Source organism: Pseudomonas sp. NPDC090755, from assembly GCF_044769005.1.
GTDB lineage: Bacteria > Pseudomonadota > Gammaproteobacteria > Pseudomonadales > Pseudomonadaceae > Aquipseudomonas.
Map to the genome: position 1 here is coordinate 13,565 of NZ_JBIVXC010000003.1, position 20,746 is coordinate 34,310.

The 20,746-nt window shown below is 62.4% G+C and carries 22 protein-coding genes; 16 read left to right on the forward strand and 6 right to left on the reverse strand.

The genetic code is table 11. The features are described 5' to 3' along the window. Window positions 1-88: 88 nt before the first annotated feature. The 7 genes from ACIQUS_RS06965 to ACIQUS_RS06995 all read left to right on the forward strand — a co-directional run bounded on the left by ACIQUS_RS06965 (window position 89) and on the right by ACIQUS_RS06995 (window position 5,979). A complete protein-coding gene (locus ACIQUS_RS06965; RefSeq protein WP_403044687.1) occupies window positions 89-670 on the forward strand; it encodes an alpha/beta hydrolase in 582 nt (193 codons plus the stop codon). Between the two features lie 65 nt (window positions 671-735). Beyond that, window positions 736-1,665 (forward strand): sigma 54-interacting transcriptional regulator, encoded by a 930-nt coding sequence (locus tag ACIQUS_RS06970; RefSeq protein WP_403044689.1) that lies wholly within the window; start codon window positions 736-738, stop codon window positions 1,663-1,665. Between the two features lie 146 nt (window positions 1,666-1,811). Then, window positions 1,812-2,597 (forward strand): MetQ/NlpA family ABC transporter substrate-binding protein, encoded by a 786-nt coding sequence (locus ACIQUS_RS06975; protein ID WP_403044691.1) that lies wholly within the window; start codon window positions 1,812-1,814, stop codon window positions 2,595-2,597. A gap of 431 nt (window positions 2,598-3,028) precedes the next feature. Next, on the forward strand, window positions 3,029-3,694 hold the full coding sequence (locus ACIQUS_RS06980; RefSeq protein ID WP_403044694.1) for an amino acid ABC transporter permease: 666 nt from the start codon (window positions 3,029-3,031) through the stop codon (window positions 3,692-3,694). After that, on the forward strand, window positions 3,675-4,334 hold the full coding sequence (locus tag ACIQUS_RS06985) for an amino acid ABC transporter permease (protein WP_403044696.1): 660 nt from the start codon (window positions 3,675-3,677) through the stop codon (window positions 4,332-4,334). Before ACIQUS_RS06980 ends, ACIQUS_RS06985 begins: the two co-directional genes overlap by 20 nt. Then, a complete protein-coding gene (locus ACIQUS_RS06990; RefSeq protein ID WP_403044699.1) occupies window positions 4,331-5,104 on the forward strand; it encodes an amino acid ABC transporter ATP-binding protein in 774 nt (257 codons plus the stop codon). Before ACIQUS_RS06985 ends, ACIQUS_RS06990 begins: the two co-directional genes overlap by 4 nt. Next, complete coding sequence (locus ACIQUS_RS06995) at window positions 5,101-5,979, forward strand: transporter substrate-binding domain-containing protein (RefSeq protein ID WP_403044701.1); 879 nt, start codon at window positions 5,101-5,103, stop codon at window positions 5,977-5,979. Before ACIQUS_RS06990 ends, ACIQUS_RS06995 begins: the two co-directional genes overlap by 4 nt. Window positions 5,980-6,089: 110 nt before the next feature. Here the strand turns inward: ACIQUS_RS06995 and ACIQUS_RS07000 are convergent, their stop codons facing one another. Continuing rightward, window positions 6,090-8,459, reverse strand: coding sequence for a penicillin acylase family protein (locus tag ACIQUS_RS07000; protein ID WP_403044704.1), 2,370 nt, complete (start codon window positions 8,457-8,459; stop codon window positions 6,090-6,092). 84 nt (window positions 8,460-8,543) lie between these two features. On the opposite strand from ACIQUS_RS07000, the gene ACIQUS_RS07005 reads away from it, so the two are divergent. Then, window positions 8,544-9,092: a sugar O-acetyltransferase gene (locus ACIQUS_RS07005; RefSeq protein ID WP_403044707.1), complete on the forward strand. Its 549-nt coding sequence runs from the start codon at window positions 8,544-8,546 to the stop codon at window positions 9,090-9,092. On the opposite strand, the gene ACIQUS_RS07010 is transcribed toward ACIQUS_RS07005, so the two are convergent. Further along, window positions 9,089-9,658, reverse strand: a complete 570-nt coding sequence (locus ACIQUS_RS07010) for a DUF6436 domain-containing protein (RefSeq protein ID WP_403044709.1) — start codon at window positions 9,656-9,658, stop codon at window positions 9,089-9,091. The genes ACIQUS_RS07005 and ACIQUS_RS07010 overlap by 4 nt on opposite strands. Window positions 9,659-9,758: 100 nt before the next feature. On the opposite strand from ACIQUS_RS07010, the gene ACIQUS_RS07015 reads away from it, so the two are divergent. Next, entirely contained in the window at window positions 9,759-10,700 is a 942-nt protein-coding gene (locus tag ACIQUS_RS07015; RefSeq protein WP_403044712.1) for an alpha/beta hydrolase, read from the forward strand. On the opposite strand, the gene ACIQUS_RS07020 is transcribed toward ACIQUS_RS07015, so the two are convergent. Continuing rightward, window positions 10,701-11,450 (reverse strand): DUF2059 domain-containing protein, encoded by a 750-nt coding sequence (locus ACIQUS_RS07020; protein ID WP_403044714.1) that lies wholly within the window; start codon window positions 11,448-11,450, stop codon window positions 10,701-10,703. It lies immediately after the preceding gene. Between the two features lie 113 nt (window positions 11,451-11,563). On the opposite strand from ACIQUS_RS07020, the gene ACIQUS_RS07025 reads away from it, so the two are divergent. Both ACIQUS_RS07025 and ACIQUS_RS07030 read left to right on the forward strand, forming a co-directional pair. Continuing rightward, window positions 11,564-12,196 (forward strand): 2OG-Fe(II) oxygenase, encoded by a 633-nt coding sequence (locus tag ACIQUS_RS07025; RefSeq protein WP_403045391.1) that lies wholly within the window; start codon window positions 11,564-11,566, stop codon window positions 12,194-12,196. Then, window positions 12,183-12,680, forward strand: coding sequence for a DUF523 domain-containing protein (locus tag ACIQUS_RS07030; RefSeq protein ID WP_403044717.1), 498 nt, complete (start codon window positions 12,183-12,185; stop codon window positions 12,678-12,680). Before ACIQUS_RS07025 ends, ACIQUS_RS07030 begins: the two co-directional genes overlap by 14 nt. A gap of 85 nt (window positions 12,681-12,765) precedes the next feature. Here the strand turns inward: ACIQUS_RS07030 and ACIQUS_RS07035 are convergent, their stop codons facing one another. Continuing rightward, a complete protein-coding gene (locus ACIQUS_RS07035; RefSeq protein ID WP_403044720.1) occupies window positions 12,766-13,536 on the reverse strand; it encodes a transporter substrate-binding domain-containing protein in 771 nt (256 codons plus the stop codon). 236 nt (window positions 13,537-13,772) lie between these two features. On the opposite strand from ACIQUS_RS07035, the gene ACIQUS_RS07040 reads away from it, so the two are divergent. Further along, window positions 13,773-14,249: a DUF4399 domain-containing protein gene (locus ACIQUS_RS07040; RefSeq protein WP_403044723.1), complete on the forward strand. Its 477-nt coding sequence runs from the start codon at window positions 13,773-13,775 to the stop codon at window positions 14,247-14,249. Between the two features lie 79 nt (window positions 14,250-14,328). Here ACIQUS_RS07040 and serA read toward each other — a convergent pair whose 3' ends face one another. Beyond that, window positions 14,329-15,558: a phosphoglycerate dehydrogenase gene (gene serA / locus ACIQUS_RS07045; protein WP_403044726.1), complete on the reverse strand. Its 1,230-nt coding sequence runs from the start codon at window positions 15,556-15,558 to the stop codon at window positions 14,329-14,331. A gap of 172 nt (window positions 15,559-15,730) precedes the next feature. On the opposite strand from serA, the gene ACIQUS_RS07050 reads away from it, so the two are divergent. From ACIQUS_RS07050 to ACIQUS_RS07065, 4 genes are all read left to right on the forward strand, one after another. After that, window positions 15,731-17,128 carry an FAD-binding oxidoreductase gene (locus ACIQUS_RS07050; RefSeq protein ID WP_403044729.1) on the forward strand — a complete coding sequence of 466 codons (1,398 nt, stop codon included), beginning with the start codon at window positions 15,731-15,733 and terminating at the stop codon, window positions 17,126-17,128. 41 nt (window positions 17,129-17,169) lie between these two features. Continuing rightward, entirely contained in the window at window positions 17,170-17,835 is a 666-nt protein-coding gene (locus ACIQUS_RS07055; RefSeq protein ID WP_403044732.1) for a fumarylacetoacetate hydrolase family protein, read from the forward strand. A gap of 148 nt (window positions 17,836-17,983) precedes the next feature. After that, a complete protein-coding gene (locus ACIQUS_RS07060; protein ID WP_403044735.1) occupies window positions 17,984-18,916 on the forward strand; it encodes an SdiA-regulated domain-containing protein in 933 nt (310 codons plus the stop codon). Between the two features lie 92 nt (window positions 18,917-19,008). After that, window positions 19,009-19,914 carry an SdiA-regulated domain-containing protein gene (locus ACIQUS_RS07065; protein WP_403044737.1) on the forward strand — a complete coding sequence of 302 codons (906 nt, stop codon included), beginning with the start codon at window positions 19,009-19,011 and terminating at the stop codon, window positions 19,912-19,914. An 80-nt stretch (window positions 19,915-19,994) separates the two neighbouring features. Here ACIQUS_RS07065 and rpiA read toward each other — a convergent pair whose 3' ends face one another. Beyond that, window positions 19,995-20,666: a ribose-5-phosphate isomerase RpiA gene (gene rpiA / locus ACIQUS_RS07070; RefSeq protein ID WP_403044740.1), complete on the reverse strand. Its 672-nt coding sequence runs from the start codon at window positions 20,664-20,666 to the stop codon at window positions 19,995-19,997. Between the last annotated feature and the right edge of the window lie 80 nt (window positions 20,667-20,746).

Sequence of the window (20,746 nt, forward strand, 5' to 3'; positions counted from 1 at the left end):
ATTAATAAATAGCTTCTTATTCCTTTACGAATATAACCACGCCCCTATACTTTGCCTCAAGCACGCAAACCCCACAGGAGGCGTCCCCATGCGCAACGCGTCGATCCGTTACCTGATTGTGCCGGGCTGGCAAGGATCGCCAGACGATCATTGGCAAAGTCACTGGCAGCAGGTACTGCCCAACAGCGCCCGGGTCGAGCAGGCCGACTGGTTGACGCCCCGACGCGAGCACTGGGTGGCCGCACTGGAACAGGCCGTGGCCGCTGACGATTCGCCGGTCATCCTGATCGCCCACAGCCTGGGTTGCATCACCGTTGCCCACTGGGCGGCGCAGGCCAGCGTGAGCTTGCTGCGCCGGGTGCATGGCGCGCTGCTGGTGGCGCCGGCCGATGTCGAGCGTCCGACCTGCGCCGATGCCCTGCGCAACTTCGCGCCGATTCCACAGCAGGTGCTGCCGTTCCCGAGCCAGGTGGTCAGCTCCGACAACGACCCGGCGGTGAGCGCCCCGCGGGCCATGCAGCTGGCCCGTAGCTGGGGCGCCGAGGTGGGCTTTCTCGCCGGAGCCGGACATATCAACGTCAAGTCCGGACACCGTCGCTGGGAGCAGGGCTTTGCCTACCTGTACCGCCTGCAGAATCGTCTCGAACAACACGCCCTTCGCCGCGCCTGACCCCGGGCGCTGACCTTTCGCCAGACCCAACGCCCGGCCCCAGGTGCTGCGGGCGGGAGTTTTCCATGAGTAACCACGACACCTTCGGCCAGCCTTTGCTGACCTTCCCCGAGCTGGACAAGAGCCCGCTGAGCATCCGCGCCAAGGCGCTGGTGTTCGTCGACCCGCGCTCGCGGCAATTGCGCCAGGAACTCGAACTGCTGGCGCCGCTCGTGCTGCCGGTATTGATTCGCGGCGAGACCGGCACCGGCAAGGAGTTGCTGGCCCGTCAGATTCACCGCGCCAGCGATCGCGGCGGCCTGTTCGTTTCGGTCAACTGCGCGGCCATCAGCCCGACCTATGCCGATGCCGAACTGTTCGGCTACAGCGCCGGCGCCCACAGTGGCACCGCCAGCAGTCGCGCCGGCTGGTTCGGCTCGGCCAATGGCGGCACTTTGTACCTGGACGAAATCGCCGACCTGCCGCTGGCGATCCAGGTGAAGCTGCTCGCAGCCCTGGAAAATCGCGAGGTCACCCGGGTCGGTGCGCAACAGCCCAACCCCGTGGATGTGCGGCTGGTGGCGGCATCGAGCATCGACCTGGGCGAGGCGGTCAGCGCCGGCAAGTTTCATGACCGGCTCTACCACTACCTGCATGAGGGCCAGTTGCTGCTGCCGGCGTTGCGCGACCGGGTGGGCGACATCCTGCCGCTGGCCGAGTATTTCGTCGGTATCTACAGCCCGCGCCTGAACTTGCCGGTGCCGTTGATCAGCGAGGCGGCGCAACGGGTACTGGAACTGCACAGCTGGCCAGGCAATACCCGGGAGCTGGAGAACGTCATTCACTTCGCCTTGCTCGTCAGCAGTGGTGAAGAAATCCTGCCGCAACACCTGAATCTGCCCACACCGCTGCAAGCGCTTGCCAACCAGCTCGAACAGTTTTGCCAGCTGGCCGACGCCGATGAGCGCTCTGCCCTGCAGGCGCTACTGGGGAAGACTTTGCAGCGTCTGGGCTGATGGTAGAAAATGGAATAAGCAGCAAAATAAAAGATATTGTTGCGGCATAAAAAATCTAGGTATTGTCCGCTCCAAGCCAGCTAGCAATGTGCTGGCAACCCATTCTGCCGTCGACCGATGGTCATGTATTCGAATAAGGATTACGCATGAAAAAGGCTCTGTTGTTCACTGCTCTGGCGGCCGCCCTGTCGGTTGCAGGTTTTTCCCAGGCGGGCGAGAAACTGGTGGTCGCCGCCACCCCCGTGCCTCATGCCGAAATCCTCGAGCTGATCAAGCCGACCCTGGCCAAGGAAGGTGTGGACCTGGAGATCAAGGTGTTCACCGACTACGTGCAGCCTAACGTGCAGGTCGACCAGAAGCGCCTGGACGCCAACTACTTCCAGACCCTGCCGTACCTGAAGAACTTCAACGAAGGCAAAGGCACTCACCTGGAAACCGTTATCGGCGTTCACGTCGAGCCTTTCGGCGGTTACTCGAAGAAGGTCAAGAACCTGAGCGAGCTCAAGGAAGGCGCCACCGTTGCCATCCCTAACGAGGGCAGCAACAGCGGTCGTGCGCTTCTGCTGTTGCAGAAGGCCGGTCTGATCACCCTGAAGGATCCGAAGAACGCCCTGGCCACCCCGAAAGACATCGCCGAGAACCCGAAGAAACTGAAGTTCCGCGAGCTTGAGTCGGCCATGCTGCCGCGCGTGCTGGACCAGGTCGACCTGGACATGATCAACACCAACTACGCCCTGGAAGCCGGCCTGAACCCGGCCAAGGACGCGCTGGTGATCGAAGGTTCCGACTCGCCATACGTCAACTTCCTGGTCGCCCGTCCGGACAACAAGGACAGCGACGCTATCCAGAAGCTGGCCAAGGCCCTGACCAGCCCGGAAGTGAAGACCTTCATCGAGAAGAAATACAGCGGTGCGGTACTGCCGGCGTTCTGATTCGCCACAGCATCGGAAACACCCCTGATAACGTCGACGCCGGCCCAGCCGCGTCGGCGTTTTTTTATGCCTCAGTTACGGGACTGGACCGCGCGCAGCAAGGCGCTCAGCAGTTTCAGCAAGTCCTGGGGATCGTGGTTCGCCTGGTTATTCATTGTTATTTTCTTCCTTGAGATAGGGGGGAAGTGACAGGGGTTGGATAGCCTTTTGGGCCGAAAGATCCCGGCACACCGAAGGATTTTTCAGGTTAGCTGTTTGGGTGATATTAATATGCAATAAAGGTATTTAAATATTTATTCTTATGCCTTTAGAGTCTTATCGATGGTGCTTACCCGCACTGACAACCCTGTTTAGAGCGGTCCGATTACCCTTGGACCGATCCGAGATCCGTTCATGTCGCACTGTCACCTTTCTGTGTCGAGGCCCTGTCCATGAGTTTCGACGTCGCCTTTATCCTTAGCACATTGCCGGCGTTTCTCAAGGCCGTGGGGGTTACCCTGCAGGTAGGCCTGATCGCCATTGCCACCTCGTTGCTGGTGGCGCTGGTCAATGCGGCTGTCCTGGTCTATCGCACGCCGTACCTGCAGCGCCTGGTCAAGCTCTACGTCGAGCTGGCGCGCAATACGCCGTTGCTGATCCAGCTGTTCTTCGTCTACTTCGCCCTGCCGACCCTGGGCCTGAAGATCTCCGGGTTTGCCGCAGCGATCATCACCATGACCTTCCTCGGCGGCGCCTACCTGACCGAAGTGCTGCGCGCCGGTATCGAGGCGGTGCCGACGGCGCAGCTGGAGTCCGGGCGCTCGATCGGCTTGTCCGAAGGCCAGTTGCTGCGCCATGTGATCCTGCCCCAGGCCGGCATCCTCAGCCTGCCGTCGCTGTTCGCCAATTTCATTTTCCTGCTCAAGGAAACCACCGTCGTGTCGGCGGTGGCGGTGCCGGAGATCCTCTACACCACCAAGAGCTACATCGCCCTGTACTACAAGACCTACGAGATGCTCGCGGTGCTGACGCTGATCTGCGTGCTGCTGTTCCTGCCCTTGTCGCTGCTGCTCAGCCGCCTGGAAAGGAGGCTGCAACATGGCCAGTTCGGGTCTTGAGTTGTTGCTGGTGTCCTTGCCGCAACTGGGCAAGGGCGCTGCGCAAACCCTGGCCATCTCGGGCCTGGGCATCGTCTTCAGTACCCTCGGTGGTGTGCTCTATGGCGTGCTGGCCAGCCTCAACCTGCGCAGCCTGAACCTGCTGTTGCGGGTCTACCTGGAGCTGTTCCGGGCGATTCCGGTGCTGGTCTGGCTGTACCTGCTGTTCTTCGGCTTGCCGATTTTCTTTGCCTTGAGCATCCCCAGCTTCTGGTGCGCGGTGCTGGTGCTGTCGTTGTGGGGCGCCAGTGAGGTGGGCGAGGTGGTACGTGGTGCCTTGCGTTCCTTGCCTCGTGGGCAACGCGAGGCCGGGCTGTCGATTGGCCTTGGCGCCTGGCAGCTGTATGGCTATGTGTTGCTGCCCCAGGCACTGAAGCGCATGACCCCGCCGACCATCAATATCTATACGCGGATCATCAAGACCAGCTCGCTGGCGGTGCTGATCGGGGTGGTCGATGTGATCAAGGTCGGCCAGCAGATCATCGAGCGCACCTACGAGTCGGTGCTGATCTACGGCGCGCTGTTCCTGTTCTTTTTCTTTATCTGCTACCCGCTCTCGGCCGCCTCGCGCGCCCTTGAGCGCCGCTGGACACACGCATGAGCGCATTGATCGAGTTCAAGGGCTTCAACAAATCCTTCGGCAAGCACCCGGTGCTGAACAACATAGACCTGCAAGTGCGCAGCGGCGAAGTGGTGGTGATCCTCGGGCCCAGCGGCTGCGGCAAGAGCACCTTGCTGCGCTGCCTCAATGGCCTGGAAAGCGCCGACAGCGGTCACCTGCGCCTGGCCGGCGAGGAACTGCTCGATCCGCGCACCGACTGGCGCCAGGTACGCCAGCGGGTGGGCATGGTGTTCCAGAGTTATCACCTGTTCGGCCACATGACCGTGCTCGACAACCTGTTGCTCGGCCCGCTCAAGGTGCAGAAGCGCGAGCGCCGCCAAGCCCAGGCCCAGGCCGAGGCACTGCTGGCCCGGGTGGGCCTGCTGGACAAGCGTGATGCCTATCCGCGCGAACTCTCCGGCGGCCAGCAGCAGCGCATCGCCATTGTCCGTTCGCTGTGCATGAACCCCGAGGTGATGCTGTTCGACGAGGTCACCGCAGCCCTGGACCCGGAGATGGTCAAGGAGGTGCTGCAAGTGATCCAGGGCCTGGCCCGCGACGGCATGACCCTGCTCATCGTCACCCATGAAATGGCCTTCGCCCGTGCGGTGGCCGATCGCATCGTGTTCATGGAGGCCGGCAGGATCCTTGAACAGCGCGACCCCGAGAGCTTCTTTACGAACCCGCAGACCGCACGCGCGCAGCAGTTCCTGGAGAAATTCTCCTTTGTAGAAAACCTGCCCACACTGCCCGCAAAGGAACTGTCATGAGAACTGCGAAAACTTCGAAACTGCTGTTGTCCCTGATCGGCCTGGCCCTGCTGGCCGGCTGCAACAAGGCTGAAGAACCTGCCAAGCCGGCGTCCTCGGGCGCTGCGCCCGCCACCAGCTACCTGGAAACCATCAAGGCGCGCGACAAGCTGATTGTCGGCGTGTTTACCGACAAGCCGCCGTTCGGCTTCGTTGACGAAAGCGGGCGCTACGTCGGCTTCGATACCGACATCGGCCGCCAGTTCGCCAAGTCGCTGCTCGGTGACGAGAACAAGGTCGAATTCGTGGCGGTGGAGCCGGCCAGCCGGATTCCCTTCCTGCAAAGCGACAAGGTCGACCTGATCCTGGCCAACATGACCGTCACCCCGGAGCGCAAGGAGGCGGTGGAATTCACCAACCCCAACCTGCGCGTGGCGGTGCAGGCCCTGGTGCCGGAAGGCAGCAGCGTGAAGACGCTCGATGACCTGGCCGACAAGACCACCATCGTCACCACCGGCACCACGGCGGATATCTGGCTGACCAAGCACCACCCGGACTGGAAGCTGCTCAAGTTCGAGAAAAACTCCGAATCGCTGCAGGCCCTGGCCAATGGCCGTGGCGATGCCTACGCCCAGGACAACCTGATCCTGTTCAGCTGGTCGAAGCAGAACCCGGGCTACCGTGTGCTGGAGGAGACGCTGGGTGAAGAAGCGCCGATCGCCCCGGCGGTGAAGAAGGGCAATATCGAACTGCGTGACTGGGTCAATGCCGAGCTGGCGCGCCTGGGTGAGCAGAAGTACCTGCTCAAACTGTATGACCAGTACGTGCGCAAGGAGCTGAGCGACGACACCAAGCCTGAGAGCGTGATCGTCGAAGGGGGCAAGTGGCAGGGTTGATTCCGTAGTGCAGCTATCGCCGGCTACGCCGGCTCCCACAGGGGCCGGGGTTTGCCACTGTTGCTGTGGGAGCTGGCGAAGCCTGCGATCGACTGCAAAGCAGTCGCAGTCTATTTCCCCGGCACCAGCCGCAAGGTGCTCTGCGCCGCAACAGGTCCAAGCTGCGCCTTGTGATACCGCCCCTCGATATAGTCCCTGGCCTGGTCGGCATAGTGCCTGTCGAACAGCACACCACTCTGCCCGACCGGGTTGATGGTCAGGGCCTGGCCCGGATCGGCAAAGTCGATCAACCGGCGAGTCGACGGCCCATAGGTCACCGGCCAGGGCGCCGGACCGATCTTCGCCGACAGATTGTTCGGCACTTCATGGCTGCCGGGCGCGGCGAAGGTGCCGACATTGAACACCAGGTCCAACGGTTTCTGCAGCCCCAGCGGATGCTTGTGGGTCAGGGTATGCGCCTTGCCCCACTGCCAGTTGGCCGGGTCCTTGCCCAGGGTCTGGCGCAGGTGCGCAAGACTCGCCTGCCAGGCCCGCTTGACCGCTTCGCGACGCCCGCCCTGTTCGCTGCTGCCACGCAGCCGCCACCACGGCGATTCGGCATCGGCGGCCAGGCGCGGCAGGGCGGCATCGATGGCCCGGGTGCTGATCAGTGGTTGAAACCAGGCATCGCCCAGCTCGTCATGCAGCGCCGCATAGGCCAGGTCGTAGAGGAACTGATTGAACAGGGTGGCGCTGACCGAATCGAGCGGGTAGTCACCGTTCCAGCCGGCCAGTTGTTCCACCAGTTCCCTTTCCTGATCGCCCTCGGCAATCTCGCGCAGTACGCCGAGCAACGGCGCCAGGGTACGTGGCCCGTAGGCGGTCACGGTGTCGAGTTGCAGCGCCTGGCTGTTCTGGGTATCCCATTTGGTCTGTGGATCGGCCAGGTGGCGGTTCAGTTGTTGTCCGCGGTCGGCCAGGTTGTAGTAGCCCGGGATCGGCATGGATGCCGGTGGCTGGAAGTTGGCCGAGACGATGTAGCCGCCGGGCGGGTTTTCCTGTTGCGGGTTGGCACTGAACGGGTAGAAGCCGAGCTTGTCGGCCTGGGGCGTGCTGCCGTCGAGGATGAACGACGGGTTGACCCCTTGTGGGCGGACTGGCAGTTGCGCGGCCGCCCACCAGCCGATATCGCCCCGGGCATTGGCCCACACCAGGTTCAGGCCGGGCGCCTGGATCTTCGCGGCGGCGGCGCGCATCTTGTCCAGGGTGTCGGCGCGGTTGACCTGGTAGAAGCCTTCGAGCAACGGGTTTTCGGTTTCCAGGAAAGCCCACCACAGGGCGATCGGCGTCGGCCCGGCGTTGTCGCCGATCACCGGGTTGACGATCGGGCCGTGGGGCGAACGGCGCAGGGTGATGGTTACGGGTTGCCCGCCCTTCACCGCGATGCTGTCCTGGGTCACGATCAACGGTTGCCACTGGCCATTGATGCGCACCTGGTCGGGATTGTCCGGGTTGACCTGTTCAGCGATCAGGTCGACATCGTCGTTCTGGAACATGGTCAGGCTCCAGCCGAAGTCGCGGTTGTGCCCCAGCGAAGCAAAGGGGTTGAGCGCCTGGTGATAGCCGTAGAGGTTGAAGCCCGGTGCCGACAGCTCGGCCTCGTACCAGACCGCGGGTACGGCAAAGCTGATGTGTGGGTCGCCGGCGAGCAAGGGTTTTCCACTGCGGGTACGGCTGCCGGACACGGCCCAGGCATTGCTGCCTTCGTATTGGGGGATGCCGGCAGCGCTCAGTGCTTCCTGGCTGACCCGCGCCAGTTGCTCCAGGCTTTTCCAGTCGGCGGCGGCCAGGGGCGGGCCATTGTGCACGGCACCCTGAGGATCCCACGCCAGGTCGAAGATCTTCAGGTAGTCGTCACCCAGATGATCGCGCACGAAGGTCAGCGCCGGCTCGGTGCGAAAGGCTGCGGCGAAGCTGTAGGCCATGTAACCGGCGATGCTCAGGGTGTCCTGGGCGGTGAACGGCCGCGGGGTGATACCCAGCACGTCGAATTCCATGGGCTTGGGGTGGCTGGTCTGCCAGGCGTTGACGCCGTCGAGGTAAGCCTGCAGGGCAATCCAGGCCGGCGCTTGCTTGTCCTGGCGTTCGACCAGGCGCTCGGCCTGTTCGCGGATGCGCAGGCTGCGGAACAAGGTGTCGGTGGGCAGCAGTTTGCTGCCGAAAACCTCGGCCAGCTCGCCCCGGGCCAGGCGGCGGATGATCTCCATCTGGAACAGGCGGTCCTGGGCATGCACGTAGCCCAGGGCGCGGTACAGGTCGGTCTCGTTGTCGGCCTGGATATGCGGCACGCCACGCTCGTCGTAGCGAACGCTGACCGGCGCCTGCAGGCTGGCCAGGGCGACCTCGCCCTCGCGCTGGGGCAGCTTGCCCTGCACATACCAGTAACCGCCTCCGGCGGCTGCGGCCATGGCCACTGCGAGGAAGGTCAGGCTGCGCTTCATCGGAACTCCTTGTACGTTTTGCCGGATACTGTGGTTCGATAATCAAGGTATTTGCGTGCGCAGCATAGTCTCCAGGGAGGAAACATGGACCTTAGTGAAAAACAGAAGATGCTCAGCGGCCAGCTCTATCACGCCGGTTGCCCGGAACTGCAGGCCGAGCAGATCGCCAACAAACACTGGATGCAACGCTACAACAACAGCGCCGAGCTGCTCAACGAACAGCGTCACGGCTTGCTGGTCGAGCACTTTGGCGCGGTCGGCGAGCGTGCGGTGATCCGGCCGCCGTTCTATTGCGACTATGGCTACAACATCAGCGTCGGCAAGAACGTCTTCATGAACTTCAATTGCGTCATCCTCGATGTCACCCCGGTGAGCATCGGTGATGACTGCCAGATCGGCCCTGCGGTGCAGATCTACACCGCCGACCATCCGCTGGACCCTGAACTGCGTCGCAGCGGACTGGAAAGCGGGCGACCGGTGAAGATCGGCAACAATGTCTGGATTGGCGGTGGCGCAATCATCCTGCCTGGCGTGACGGTGGGCGATAACGCGGTGATCGGCGCTGGCAGCGTGGTGACCCGTGATGTGCCGGCCGGCGCCACTGTGGTGGGCAATCCGGCGCGGGTGCGCTAGTCACCCCATGGGCAATAGCAGCCTACGGCCAGGGTATGGGTGGCGCTGACCGCCCGGCCCTGGCTCAAGGCCAGGAGAATGGGCTCGATGAAGCTGTTGCTCGAATTGCAGGTCGCCCCTTCGCTGTAGGGGCCGAAGTAGGCCAGGTTGCCCTGGCGGTCCCAGATCGCCACGCCCGGGGTGGCGGGCAGGTGCTCGGCACCGGGCAGTGCTGCCAGGGGCTTGAGGCCGCTCAAGGTGGCGGGGAGCTGGCCGTGGCTGCCGGGTTTTTGCACCACATAGAATTCCACGCCCTGCGGGGCGAAATGCTCGATCAGCTCGGCCAGGTGTTGCTGGTTGCCGACATTGCAGGGGCAGGCCGGGTCCCAGAAATGCACCAGGCGAATGGGGCCTGGGCCGGCAATGGCGGCGGGCAGCTGCAGGCGATCGCCTGAGAACAGCGCGGTCTGGTTGTCGAACGGACGCAGGTAGCGGCTCTGGAAGTTGTCGTAGGCCCACCACAAACCGGCGGCGCAAAGTGCGGCGATGATCAGGCCGAGCAGGGTTCGAGTGGCGCGGGCGTGCATGGTTACGGTATCCAGGTAAATTTGCCTAGCTTGCCATGGCGCTGGCGACAGCTGAATATCACCGCTCAACAACCCGCTCATTCGTGTCTGGAAATCTACTATGTCCGCGTCCTTTCAGCCCGAGGTGCTACGCGCCAGCCTGTCCGCGCTGGCCGCCTGCCAGCCGTTGTCGACGCAAGCGCAGGCCTATCAGCGCTATTACGGGCTGGACCTGCCGGCGCGCAAGGTCGAGCCGCTGCGCTGGCTGGGCCGCTTCGAGGCGGCAGGCTTCGAGCTGGTCGGACAGGTCTGGCTGCCGCCCAAACCGGTCGCGACGCTGGTGCTGGTGCATGGTTTCTACGATCACATGGGCCTGTACCGCCATGTCATCGACTGGGCACTGGACCAGCACTATGCGGTCATCGCCTGCGACCTGCCCGGCCACGGCCTGTCCAGCGGCGAGCGAGCCAGCATCGATGATTTCGCTACCTACCAACAGGTGCTGCAGGCCTTGTTCGAGCAGGCGCGCACGCTTGAGCTGCCGCAGCCCTGGCACCTGTGTGGGCAGAGCACGGGCGGAGCGATTGTCATCGATCATTTGCTCAATGCCGGCCTGCACAGCCCGGCCCAGGGCCACGTGATCCTGCTGGCGCCGCTGGTGCGGCCGCGCTCCTGGCGCTGGTCGAAATTCAGCTATCGCCTGCTGCGGCCATTCGTCAAAGGGATAGAGCGGCGCTTCAGCGAGAACACCAACGACCCGACCTTCTTGCCGTTCCTGCAGGCTGACCCGCTGCAACCCCGACGCTTGCCGACGGCCTGGGTCGGGGCGCTGGTGGCCTGGGTCAAGCGCATCGAGGCGGCGCCGGCCTGTGGGCGGCGGCCAGTGATCATCCAGGGGCAGTCCGACATGACCGTGGACTGGTCGCACAACTTGCAGGTGCTGCGGGAGAAGTTCGCCGACCCCGAGATTCTGTTGATTCCCGAGGCCCGCCATCACCTGGCCAATGAGTTGCCGGCTATCCGTCAGCGCTTTTTCGATTTCATCGACCAGCGCCTGGACTGATCACTTCAGGTCCGAGGTGTTCTGGCCAACAGCCAGGCCCGCGCGAATGGCGGCCAGTGCCGCCTTGTAGTAGGCCTGGCCCTCGGCGGACTCGGCGAAGGTGGCGAACTCTTCCAGCTCAGCGTCGGACAGGTCGCGATAGACGTACAGCAAGGTGTTGTTCAGCTCGCTGCCGATCTGTTCCATCAGGCGCTGGCGTTGTCCGTCCAGCAGACTCTGGGCCTGGCCACCGCCGAGCAGGCCGGGAATCATCTGGCTGAGGCTGTCGGCGGCCACGCCGGCAATGGCCAGGCTGACCTCGGCACCGGCTTCGCGGGCGGGCAGGGCCTGGGCCAGGTGGCCGATGATCAACTGGCGGGTGTCGCTGGCCTCGATTCTGGGTAGACCTTTGGCATTCTTGGCCAACTGGTCGCGGCGGGTAGCCAGCAACTCGGCGGCGACGATCTTGCGCCCCAGTGGCGACTGGAAGAACGCCAGGGCGGGTTTGGGGTTGTTCAGGTTGGCACGTAGCTGCGCTTGCGCGCGCTTGTCCACGGCCTGGGCCTGGAAGCGCTGGTTGCTGTTATTGACCAGCGCCTGGAAAACGGCGGGCGGCAAGCTACTACGATAGCGCTGCTGGGCGGCATCAAGGGCATCGGAAAAGTGGGCACGCTGTTCGGGCCAGCCGGCGACCTTGTAGAGTTGGTCGAGACTGTCTGCCCAGACAGGCGAGGTGCAGAACATCATCAGCAGTAAAAACAAACGGCGCATTCAGGACTCCTGTCGGCAGGGCGCTATTGTCTTGGCCTGGCCGGGCTTTGTCGAGACGCCAATGCACACTCTCGGCCAAGTGGCGCTGTCGGATTTCGTGGCAGATGGATACTATGCGCGGCATGCACCTATCTCCTGATGACCCGCTGCTGTTGCGCATTGTCGACGACCTGGCCACCCATGGCTGGTCGCAGCAAACCCTTTTCCTTCCGGAGCCTCTGACCCTGGCACTGGCGGCCGAATGCCGCCGTCGCGCCGCCGAGGGCGAACTGGCGCCGGCAGCCGTGGGCCGGGGTGCGTCCCAGGAAGTGCGCGAAGGTATTCGCGGCGATCATATCCAGTGGCTCGAACCTGGGCAGGCCCAGAGCAGTGACCAGTACCTGGACCTGATGGACAGCCTGCGCGTCGCACTGAATCGCGGCCTCTACCTGGGGCTTGAAGACTTCGAGTGCCACTTCGCCCTCTATCCGGCAGGGGCGTTCTATCGCAAGCACCTCGACCGATTCCGCGACGATGACCGGCGCACGGTCTCGACAGTGCTCTACCTCAACCAGGATTGGCAGGCCGAAGACGGCGGGCAACTGCGCATGAGCCTGAAGGGTGACGTCGAACATGACGTGTCGCCCATCGGCGGTTGCCTGGTGGTGTTCCTCTCGGGCGACATTCCCCACGAAGTATTGCCGGCTCGGCGTGAGCGTTTGTCCCTCACCGGCTGGTTCCGCCGTCGTGGCAATGAGCCGTTCTAAGCGACACAAGGTCCTGGTCAGCGCCTGCCTGCTGGGCCAGCCGGTGCGCTATGACGGGCGTGCCAGCGGCCATCCCGACTTACTGCAACAGTGGCAGGCCGAAGGGCGTATCGTGCCCCTGTGCCCGGAAGTGGCAGGCGGTCTGCCGACGCCACGGCCACCGGCGGAAATTCCCGGCGGCCAGGGTGGCGCGGTACTCGATGGCGATGCACAGGTGGTGACGGTCAGTGGCGAGGATGTCAGTACGCAGTTCCTGGCCGGCGCGCAGCTGGCGCTGGAGCTGGTCCGTGCCCATGGCATCCGCATCGCCGTGCTCAAGTCCGGCAGCCCTTCGTGCGGCAACCGCCTGACCTATGACGGCACGTTCAGCGGCACCAAGGTGCAGGGGGAGGGCGTGACCACGGCACTGCTGCGTCGCGAAGGGGTGCAGGTGTTCAGTGAGCTGGAGCTTGAAGCGGCTGAGCAGGCGCTAAAGCAGCTTTGACTGGCCCTATCGCAGGCTTCGCCAGCTCCCACAAGGACCGGTGCATACCGAACCTGTGGGAGCTGGCGAAGCCTGCGATAGGCCGTTACTGCTTCGGCGGCTTGCTGGCATCCATTCCGAACCACTTTTGCGACAGCGCGCTCAGCCGGCCATCGGCCTTGATTCGTTGCAGGGCCTTGTCCACTGCGCTTTGGAACGCCGGGTTACCTTTCTGGAACGGAATCGCCAGGCTCAGGACCGGGCCGACAGTGGCGCCCTTGGTCACCGGTTGCTGGCTGTCGCGAATGGCATAGGGCACCAGCAGACGGTCGCTGATGGCGGCATCGATCTGCTCGTTGGCCACATCCTTGATCGGCTGCGTGGCATCCGGATAGCTGTGCAGGTCCACCCCTTCGACAACCCGCGCCTGTTCGGCGAACTGGCTGCCCTGGGCCACGCCCAGGCTGTGGCCCTTGAGCGCATCGAAGGTGCCCAGGGGGCGCTTTTCTTCCTTGCGCACGATCAGCTGGGCACCGGAGTAGCCGTAGGGCTCGCTGAAGTCCAGGCGTTCCTTGAGTTCCGGTGTCACCGCAACGTGGTTCAGGGCAATGTCGTACTTGCCGCTTTCGACACCCGCCAGCAGATCGCCGTCCTGCACGACCACAAAATCGGCACGCACATCCAGCTCCTTGGCCAGCATCTGCCCCAGTTCGATTTCGAAACCGGTCAGCTTGTCATTTTCCTTGAAGTTGAACGGCGACATGTTGGCTTCGACGGCGATGCGCAGTTCGCCCCGGTCGTTCATGTCATCGATCAGTTCGGCCTGTGCCCATGGGCTGAGCAGGGCGGCAAGCAGTACCCCAATGGTCAAACGCATCTACGCCCCTTGAATGTATTGGCAGTGAAGAAAATCGCCGTGGCTTTTTGATGATGCCACGGTCGAGCGCAACTTAGGACCGCAACGGGCGCAGGAGGTTTGCTGCGTGGAGAAATTATTTCCGGGTGTAATCCTGAACACGTATTGATTCAATTGTTCTATGGTTACAAACCATTGCCTTTCGTTTCAATGGCAAGGTTATTGAAGTTTGAAGAAGTAAATCACAGGAGAAGTGAATGAGAAGCCTAGTTTCGCGTGCTGCCGTTGCCGGCTTGCTGATGGGTGTTTCGGTATTTGCCGTTGCCACCGAAGGCGTGAAGAGCCAGGAACCGCCGAAAGACGCCAAGGTCTTCATCGTTTCCCCGGCCGATGGCGCGACGGTCGACAAGACCTTCACCGTCAAGTTCGGTATCGAGGGCATGGAGCTCAAACCGGCGGGTGACGTGACCCCGCACACGGGTCACCACCACCTGCTGGTGGATGTCGACCAGGAACCCGCTGCCGATAAGGTGCTGCCGACCAGCGCATTGCCGGCCGACAAGGCGCCGCTGCCGGCTGGTCCGCAAGTCCTGCACTTTGGCAAGGCGCAGACCGAAGTCGAACTGACCCTGACCCCGGGCAAGCACACCCTGCAACTGGTGCTGGGTGACCAATCCCATGTGCCGTTCAAGCCGAGCGTCGAATCGAAGAAAATCACCGTTACAGTGAAGTAAGGGCCCAAAGCATCGCGGGGCAAGCCCGCTCCTACACAGGTAGGAGCGGGGTTGCCCCGCGATTTGTCGCTGGAAGAACTTAGAACAGTACGCGGGAACGAATGGTGCCCTTGACCTGTTGCAGTTTTTCTTGCGCCAGGTCCGAGTACTCGGCGTCAACGTCGATGACTACGTAACCGACTTTCTCGTTGGTCTGCAGGAACTGACCGGAGATGTTGATCGCGTTTTCGGCGAAGACTTTGTTGATCTCGCTGAGTACGCCCGGAATGTTTTCGTGGATGTGCAGCAGACGGTGCTTGCCCGGGTGCGCCGGCAGGGCCACTTCAGGGAAGTTGACCGAAGATACCGAAGTACCGTTGTCGCTGTACTTGACCAGCTTCTCGGCCACTTCCAGACCGATGTTGGCCTGGGCCTCGGCGGTGGAACCACCGATGTGCGGGGTCAGGATCACGTTGTCCAGACCACGCAGCGGGCTTTCGAACTGCTCGTCGTTGGAGCGCGGTTCGATCGGGAACACGTCGATGGCAGCGCCGATCAGGTGCTTGTCCTTGATCGCCGCAGCCAGGTGATCCAGCTCGACCACGGTACCGCGGGCGGCGTTGATCAGGATCGCGCCCTTCTTCATCGCGCGGATTTCCTTCTCACCGATCATCCATTGGGTGGACGGCAGCTCAGGCACATGCAGCGAGACGATGTCGGCCAGGCCCAACAGTTCGTTCAGGCTGGTGACCTGGGTAGCGTTGCCCAGTGGCAGCTTGGTGAGCGGGTCGAAGAAGAACACCTGCATGCCCAGGCTTTCGGCCAGGACCGACAGTTGGGTACCGATCGAGCCGTAGCCGACGATGCCCAGCTTCTTGCCACGGATCTCGAAGGAGTTGGCCGCGCTCTTGATCCAGCCGCCACGGTGGCAGGAGGCGTTTTTCTCGGGGATGCCACGCAGCAGCAGGATGGCTTCGGCCAGTACCAGCTCGGCGACGGAGCGGGTGTTGGAGTAAGGCGCGTTGAACACGGCGATGCCGCGTTCACGGGCAGCGTCCAGATCGACCTGGTTGGTACCGATGCAGAAACAGCCGACAGCGACCAGTTTCTTCGCGCAGTCGAAAACCTCTTCGGTCAGTTGGGTGCGCGAGCGGATGCCGATGAAATGGGCATCAGCGATCTTTTCCTTCAGCTCGGCGTCCGGCAGGGAACCGGTGAGGTACTCGATGTTGGCGTACCCGGCGGCCTTGAGGACGTCCACGGCGGATTGGTGGACGCCTTCGAGAAGAAGGAACTTGATCTTGCTCTTATCGAGAGAAGTCTTGCTCATCTGCGTAAACCTGTGTCCCGGAGAAAAATGGCAGGGAAGTGAAGCTCTCGCAGCATCGGCCTGAAGCACGATCAGCGGGGGGCGTATGCTAGCATAGGCGCCCTCGGAAACGCCCGTCCCTGGCACGTGAAGAGTGCTCAGGGTGACTATGAATAGTTCGAGAGTTCTGTCGATGACCAATTCTGCGTTGCTTGATGAGCTGATGACCCTGGTTGAGCCCGGCAAGATGCTGACCGATGCAGCGTCCCTGGAGGCGTACGGCAAGGACTGGACCAAGCATTTCGCCCCGGCGCCGCAGGCCATTGTGTTTCCCAAGAGCATCGAACAGGTCCAGGCCATCGTGCGCTGGGCCAATCGGCACAAGGTCGCCCTGGTGCCCTCGGGCGGACGAACCGGGCTTTCGGCGGCAGCCGTGGCAGCCAACGGTGAAGTGGTCGTGGCCTTCGACTACATGAACCAGATCCTGGCGTTCAATGAATTCGACCGCAGCGTGGTCTGCCAGCCGGGTGTTGTCACCGAGCAATTGCAGAACTTCGCCGCCGACAAGGGTTTGTATTACCCGGTGGACTTCGCCTCCGCAGGCTCCAGCCAGATTGGCGGCAATATCGGCACCAATGCCGGCGGTATCAAGGTCATTCGCTACGGCATGACCCGCAACTGGGTGGCCGGCCTCAAGGTCGTCACCGGCAAGGGTGATCTGCTGGAGCTGAACAAGGACCTGATCAAGAACGCCACCGGCTATGACCTGCGCCAGCTGTTCATCGGTGCCGAGGGCACCCTGGGCTTCGTGGTCGAGGCGACCATGCGCCTGGATCGGGCGCCGAACAACCTGACCGCAATGGTACTGGGCACGCCGGATTTCGACTCGATCATGCCGGTATTACACGCCTTTCGCGACAAGCTCGACCTGACCGCCTTCGAATTCCTGTCCGACAAGGCCCTGGCCAAGGTGCTGGGTCGTGGCGATGTGCCCGCGCCGTTCGAGACCGATTGCCCGTTCTATGCCTTGCTGGAGTTCGAAGCCAGCAGCGAAGACGTCAGCAACCAAGCGCTGGCCACGTTCGAGCACTGCGTGGAGCAGGGCTGGGTGCTGGACGGGGTGATGAGCCAGAGCGAACAGCAACTGCAGAACCTGTGGAAGCTGCGCGAGTACATCTCCGAGACCATCTCGCACTGGACACCCTACAAAAACGACATTTCGGTCACTGTGTCGAAAGTTCCGGACTTTTTGCGGGATATCGATGCGATCGTCGAAGAAAACTACCCGGATTTCGAGGTCGTCTGGTATGGCCACATTGGTGATGGCAACCTGCACCTGAACATCCTCAAGCCCGATGCCTTGAGCAAGGACGAGTTCTTTGCCAAGTGCGCTACGGTGAACAAATGGGTGTTCGAGACGGTGCAGAAGTACAACGGCTCGATCTCCGCCGAACATGGCGTGGGCATGACCAAGCGTGACTATCTCACCTACAGCCGAACGCCTGCGGAAATCGAATACATGAAAGCGGTGAAGGCGGTGTTCGACCCGAACGGGATCATGAACCCGGGCAAGATCTTCGCCGTCGACTGAGTTTTGAGCACAACAGCTTCCAATAGCGCCAGGAGTCGGTAATGAGCTATCAGCACCAGTATGTAGACGGCACGCGTATTCACTTTCCCCTGGGCAAGGTGGTGTGCATTGGGCGCAACTATGCCGAACACGCCAAGGAACTGGACAACCCGATTCCGACCGAGCCGCTGCTGTTCATCAAGCCGGGCAGTTGTGTGGTGCCGGTAGACGGTGGTTTCAAGATCCCGACCGAGCGTGGTGCCGTGCACTATGAGGCGGAAATCGCCGTGCTGCTGGGCAAGTCGTTGTCTTTGCAGCCGAGCGAGGAGGAAGTGCTCGATGCCATTTCCGGTTTCGCCCCGGCCCTGGACCTGACCCTGCGTGACCTGCAGGCCCAGCTCAAGGACAAGGGCCTGCCGTGGGAGCGCGCCAAGTGCTTCGATGGTGCTTGCGTGCTGGCGCCGTTCGTCGCTGGCAGCACCTTTGAAGACCTGGCCGATATCGGCATTCGCCTGACCATCAACGGCGAAGTGCGCCAGGACGGCAACAGTGCGCTGATGCTCAACCCGATCGTGCCGATGATCCAGCACATGGCATCGCAATTCACCCTGCAGGCGGGTGATGTGATCCTGACCGGCACGCCGGTCGGCGTCGGCCCGCTCAATCCGGGCGACGAGCTGGTGCTGGAGCTGCCGGGTGCCAGCCGCTTCGAAAGCAAAGTCCTGTAACGCTCTCCTGACAGCCAGCGATGCTGGCTGTCAGTCTCCGGGCGGCTTTTGCCATTTTTTTCACAAACAATCTGGATAATGCTTGCGGACCTGGCTCTGCGAACGCGCCGGTAATGTGTTATTAACTGGCAAAAAAGAGCAAAAATCCATGGCCACTCCCGTTCCTTCCAGCCCCTCCGTACCGCCTGTGCGCAAGCGTGGTCTCGCCTTGCGGTGGTCCACCTGGATAGCGACCGCAGCCGTCATCGGCTATGGCGTGGCGGTCGCGATGCACTGGGACGACCGCGGTGTGCTGTGGGTGAAGGAGCGCTTTGAAAGCAAGATCGAGCAGCAGGCCAGCATCTGGTTGCCCGACTACAAGGTCGATATCGATGCCAAGGTGCTCCCTGGCATGGAAGACGATGAAGCTTCCGATCTGTCCTACAACCCGGTGAGCAAGACCTTGTTCGCAGTCATGGGCAAGAATCCTTTCCTGGTCGAGCTCAACCTCGATGGCGATGTACTGCGCAAGCTGCCGCTGGTTGGCTGGAGCAATCCTGAGGGCGTGGCTGTGCTGGAAGGTGGGCGCCTGGCGATCGTCGACGAGCGCGATCACACGCTGACCATCGTGACCCTCACTGCCGATACCCGCTCCCTTAACATCACCGATTTCCCGCAGTACGACCTGGGTCCATCGGAGAACCAGAACAAGGCGTTCGAAGCCGTGGCCTGGGATCCGAAGCAGCAGCGCATCCTGGTGGGTGAAGAGCGTCCACCGGCCTTGTTCAGCCTGAGCAGCGACGGCCAGAGCCCGCTGACCGGCGACAAGCAGCGGTTGCCCAATGACGAACTGGACCTGCGCAACCTGTCGGCCCTGGGGGTAGACCCGCGCACCGGTCACCTGCTGGTGCTGTCGGCCGATTCCAATCTGCTGCTGGAGCTGGACGAAAATGGCGAGCAGGTCAGCTTCATGACCTTGCTGGGTGGCTTCAACGGCCTGAACAAGCGCATTCCGCGTGCCGAGGGCGTGGCCATGGACGAGCACGGCACCCTGTACATCGTCAGTGAGCCGAACCTGTTCTATCGTTTCAAGAAGCCCTGAGCCAGTGTTCAGAAATTTCCTACTTCAGGATTAAGCTTGGCTTCAGTTGAATGTGGTTTGATTCAGGCCGTCATCTATCGAGTCTCTCCTGAATGCGCCGCTACGTCCGCCTGCCCCTGATTGTCCTGGCTGTCAGCCTGATTGCCCTGCTCGTGCTCGCCGTGGCCGGGCAACACTACCGTTTGTATGAGCGCGGCTGGTTCAACCTCAAGACCTGGTGGCAGCCGTCCGAGCAGAGCATGGGCCTTGACCGGTATCGTGTGGTGCTGGAGGCAAAGCCTATCGAAGGCCTTGATGACGACCTTTCTGCGCTGACCTTCGACCCCGACCGCAACAGCCTGTTCACTGTTACCAATGAGCGCTCGGAGCTGATCGAGCTGTCCCTGGACGGCCGTATCCTGCGTCGGGTGCCCCTCACCGGTTTCGGCGATCCCGAGGCGGTGGAGTACGTTAGCCCCGGCAGCTATGTGATCACCGACGAGCGCCAGCAGCGGCTGATTCGTGTGCGCCTCACCGACGACACGCTGTTTCTCGATGCCAAGGACGCCGAGCAGCTGACCCTGGGTATCGGCCTGAACGGCAACAAGGGTTTCGAGGGGCTGGCCTTCGACTCGGCGGGCAAGCGCCTGTTCGTTGCCAAGGAACGCGACCCGATGTTGATCTACGAGGTGCATGGCTTTCCCCATGACAACCCGGAGCAACCTTACGCGGTGCATGTGGTACAGGACCGCAAGCGCGATTCACGCCTGTTCGTGCGTGACCTGTCGAGTTTGCAGTTCGATGAGCGCAGCGGCCATTTGCTGGCGCTGTCGGATGAGTCGAAGCTGGTTGTGGAGCTCGATACCAGGGGCAAGCCCTTGAGCACACTGTCGTTGCGCAAGGGCTTCCAGGGGCTGGAGAAGAGCGTGCCCCAGGCCGAGGGCATCGCCATGGACGATGCCGGGACCATCTACCTGGTCAGTGAGCCGAACCTGTTCTACGTGTTCAAGCAACCGTAGTAGGAGCGGGCTTGCCCCGCGATCGCGGTGTGCCAGGCTAATCGCAATCGCGGGGCAAGCCCGCTCCTACAAGCTAACCATCAAGCCTTGAGGGTTTTCACGCCTTCTGCGGTGCCCAGCAACAGCAAGTCAGCTGGACGCGCCGCGAACAGGCCGTTGGTGACCACGCCGACGATGGCGTTGATCTGGCTTTCCAGCTCCACCGGGTTGGTGATCTGCAGGTTGTGCACATCGAGGATGATGTTGCCGTTGTCGGTGATCACGCCTTCGCGATAGACCGGATCGCCGCCCAGCTTGACCAGTTGGCGCGCCACGTGGCTGCGGGCCATGGGGATCACTTCGACCGGCAGCGGGAAGGCGCCCAGCACCGGCACCAGCTTGCTGGCGTCGGCGATGCAGATGAAGGTCTTGGCCACGGCGGCGACGATCTTCTCGCGGGTCAGGGCGGCGCCACCGCCCTTGATCAGGTTCAGGTGCTCGTCGCTTTCGTCGGCGCCATCGACATAGAACTCCAGCTCGCTGACGGTGTTCAGCTCATAGACCGGAATGCCGTGGCCCTTCAGGCGCGCGGCGGTAGCTTCGGAGCTGGCGACCGCGCCGTCGAAGGCGGTCTTGTGCTTGGCCAGGGCGTCGATGAAGCAGTTGGCAGTCGAGCCGGTGCCGACGCCGACGATGCTCTTGTCGTCGAGCTTGGGCAGAATGAAATCGACAGCGGCCTGGGCGACAGCCTGTTTGAGTTGGTCCTGGGTCATGCGGGCTCCGAAGCGGGAGGAGTATCGTGAAGGCGCGTAGTATAGCGGCTAAAAGCCGGGTCTGGCTGTGGTCGCCCGAC

Bases quoted from the DNA above. Each gene is read 5' to 3' on its own strand.
- ACIQUS_RS07065 (WP_403044737.1), top strand. From the start codon at position 19,009: ATGCGCCGCTACGTCCGCCTGCCCCTGATTGTCCTGGCTGTCAGCCTG.
- ACIQUS_RS06985 (WP_403044696.1), top strand. From the start codon at position 3,675: ATGGCCAGTTCGGGTCTTGAGTTGTTGCTGGTGTCCTTGCCGCAACTG.
- ACIQUS_RS06965 (WP_403044687.1), top strand. From the start codon at position 89: ATGCGCAACGCGTCGATCCGTTACCTGATTGTGCCGGGCTGGCAAGGA.
- ACIQUS_RS07010 (WP_403044709.1), bottom strand. From the start codon at position 9,658: ATGCACGCCCGCGCCACTCGAACCCTGCTCGGCCTGATCATCGCCGCA.
- ACIQUS_RS06975 (WP_403044691.1), top strand. From the start codon at position 1,812: ATGAAAAAGGCTCTGTTGTTCACTGCTCTGGCGGCCGCCCTGTCGGTT.
- ACIQUS_RS07050 (WP_403044729.1), top strand. From the start codon at position 15,731: ATGACCAATTCTGCGTTGCTTGATGAGCTGATGACCCTGGTTGAGCCC.
- ACIQUS_RS07035 (WP_403044720.1), bottom strand. From the start codon at position 13,536: ATGCGTTTGACCATTGGGGTACTGCTTGCCGCCCTGCTCAGCCCATGG.
- ACIQUS_RS07025 (WP_403045391.1), top strand. From the start codon at position 11,564: ATGCGCGGCATGCACCTATCTCCTGATGACCCGCTGCTGTTGCGCATT.
- ACIQUS_RS07020 (WP_403044714.1), bottom strand. From the start codon at position 11,450: ATGCGCCGTTTGTTTTTACTGCTGATGATGTTCTGCACCTCGCCTGTC.
- ACIQUS_RS07040 (WP_403044723.1), top strand. From the start codon at position 13,773: ATGAGAAGCCTAGTTTCGCGTGCTGCCGTTGCCGGCTTGCTGATGGGT.
- ACIQUS_RS07030 (WP_403044717.1), top strand. From the start codon at position 12,183: ATGAGCCGTTCTAAGCGACACAAGGTCCTGGTCAGCGCCTGCCTGCTG.
- ACIQUS_RS07015 (WP_403044712.1), top strand. From the start codon at position 9,759: ATGTCCGCGTCCTTTCAGCCCGAGGTGCTACGCGCCAGCCTGTCCGCG.
- ACIQUS_RS06990 (WP_403044699.1), top strand. From the start codon at position 4,331: ATGAGCGCATTGATCGAGTTCAAGGGCTTCAACAAATCCTTCGGCAAG.
- ACIQUS_RS07005 (WP_403044707.1), top strand. From the start codon at position 8,544: ATGGACCTTAGTGAAAAACAGAAGATGCTCAGCGGCCAGCTCTATCAC.
- rpiA (WP_403044740.1), bottom strand. From the start codon at position 20,666: ATGACCCAGGACCAACTCAAACAGGCTGTCGCCCAGGCCGCTGTCGAT.
- ACIQUS_RS06980 (WP_403044694.1), top strand. From the start codon at position 3,029: ATGAGTTTCGACGTCGCCTTTATCCTTAGCACATTGCCGGCGTTTCTC.
- ACIQUS_RS06995 (WP_403044701.1), top strand. From the start codon at position 5,101: ATGAGAACTGCGAAAACTTCGAAACTGCTGTTGTCCCTGATCGGCCTG.
- serA (WP_403044726.1), bottom strand. From the start codon at position 15,558: ATGAGCAAGACTTCTCTCGATAAGAGCAAGATCAAGTTCCTTCTTCTC.
- ACIQUS_RS07055 (WP_403044732.1), top strand. From the start codon at position 17,170: ATGAGCTATCAGCACCAGTATGTAGACGGCACGCGTATTCACTTTCCC.
- ACIQUS_RS07000 (WP_403044704.1), bottom strand. From the start codon at position 8,459: ATGAAGCGCAGCCTGACCTTCCTCGCAGTGGCCATGGCCGCAGCCGCC.
- ACIQUS_RS06970 (WP_403044689.1), top strand. From the start codon at position 736: ATGAGTAACCACGACACCTTCGGCCAGCCTTTGCTGACCTTCCCCGAG.
- ACIQUS_RS07060 (WP_403044735.1), top strand. From the start codon at position 17,984: ATGGCCACTCCCGTTCCTTCCAGCCCCTCCGTACCGCCTGTGCGCAAG.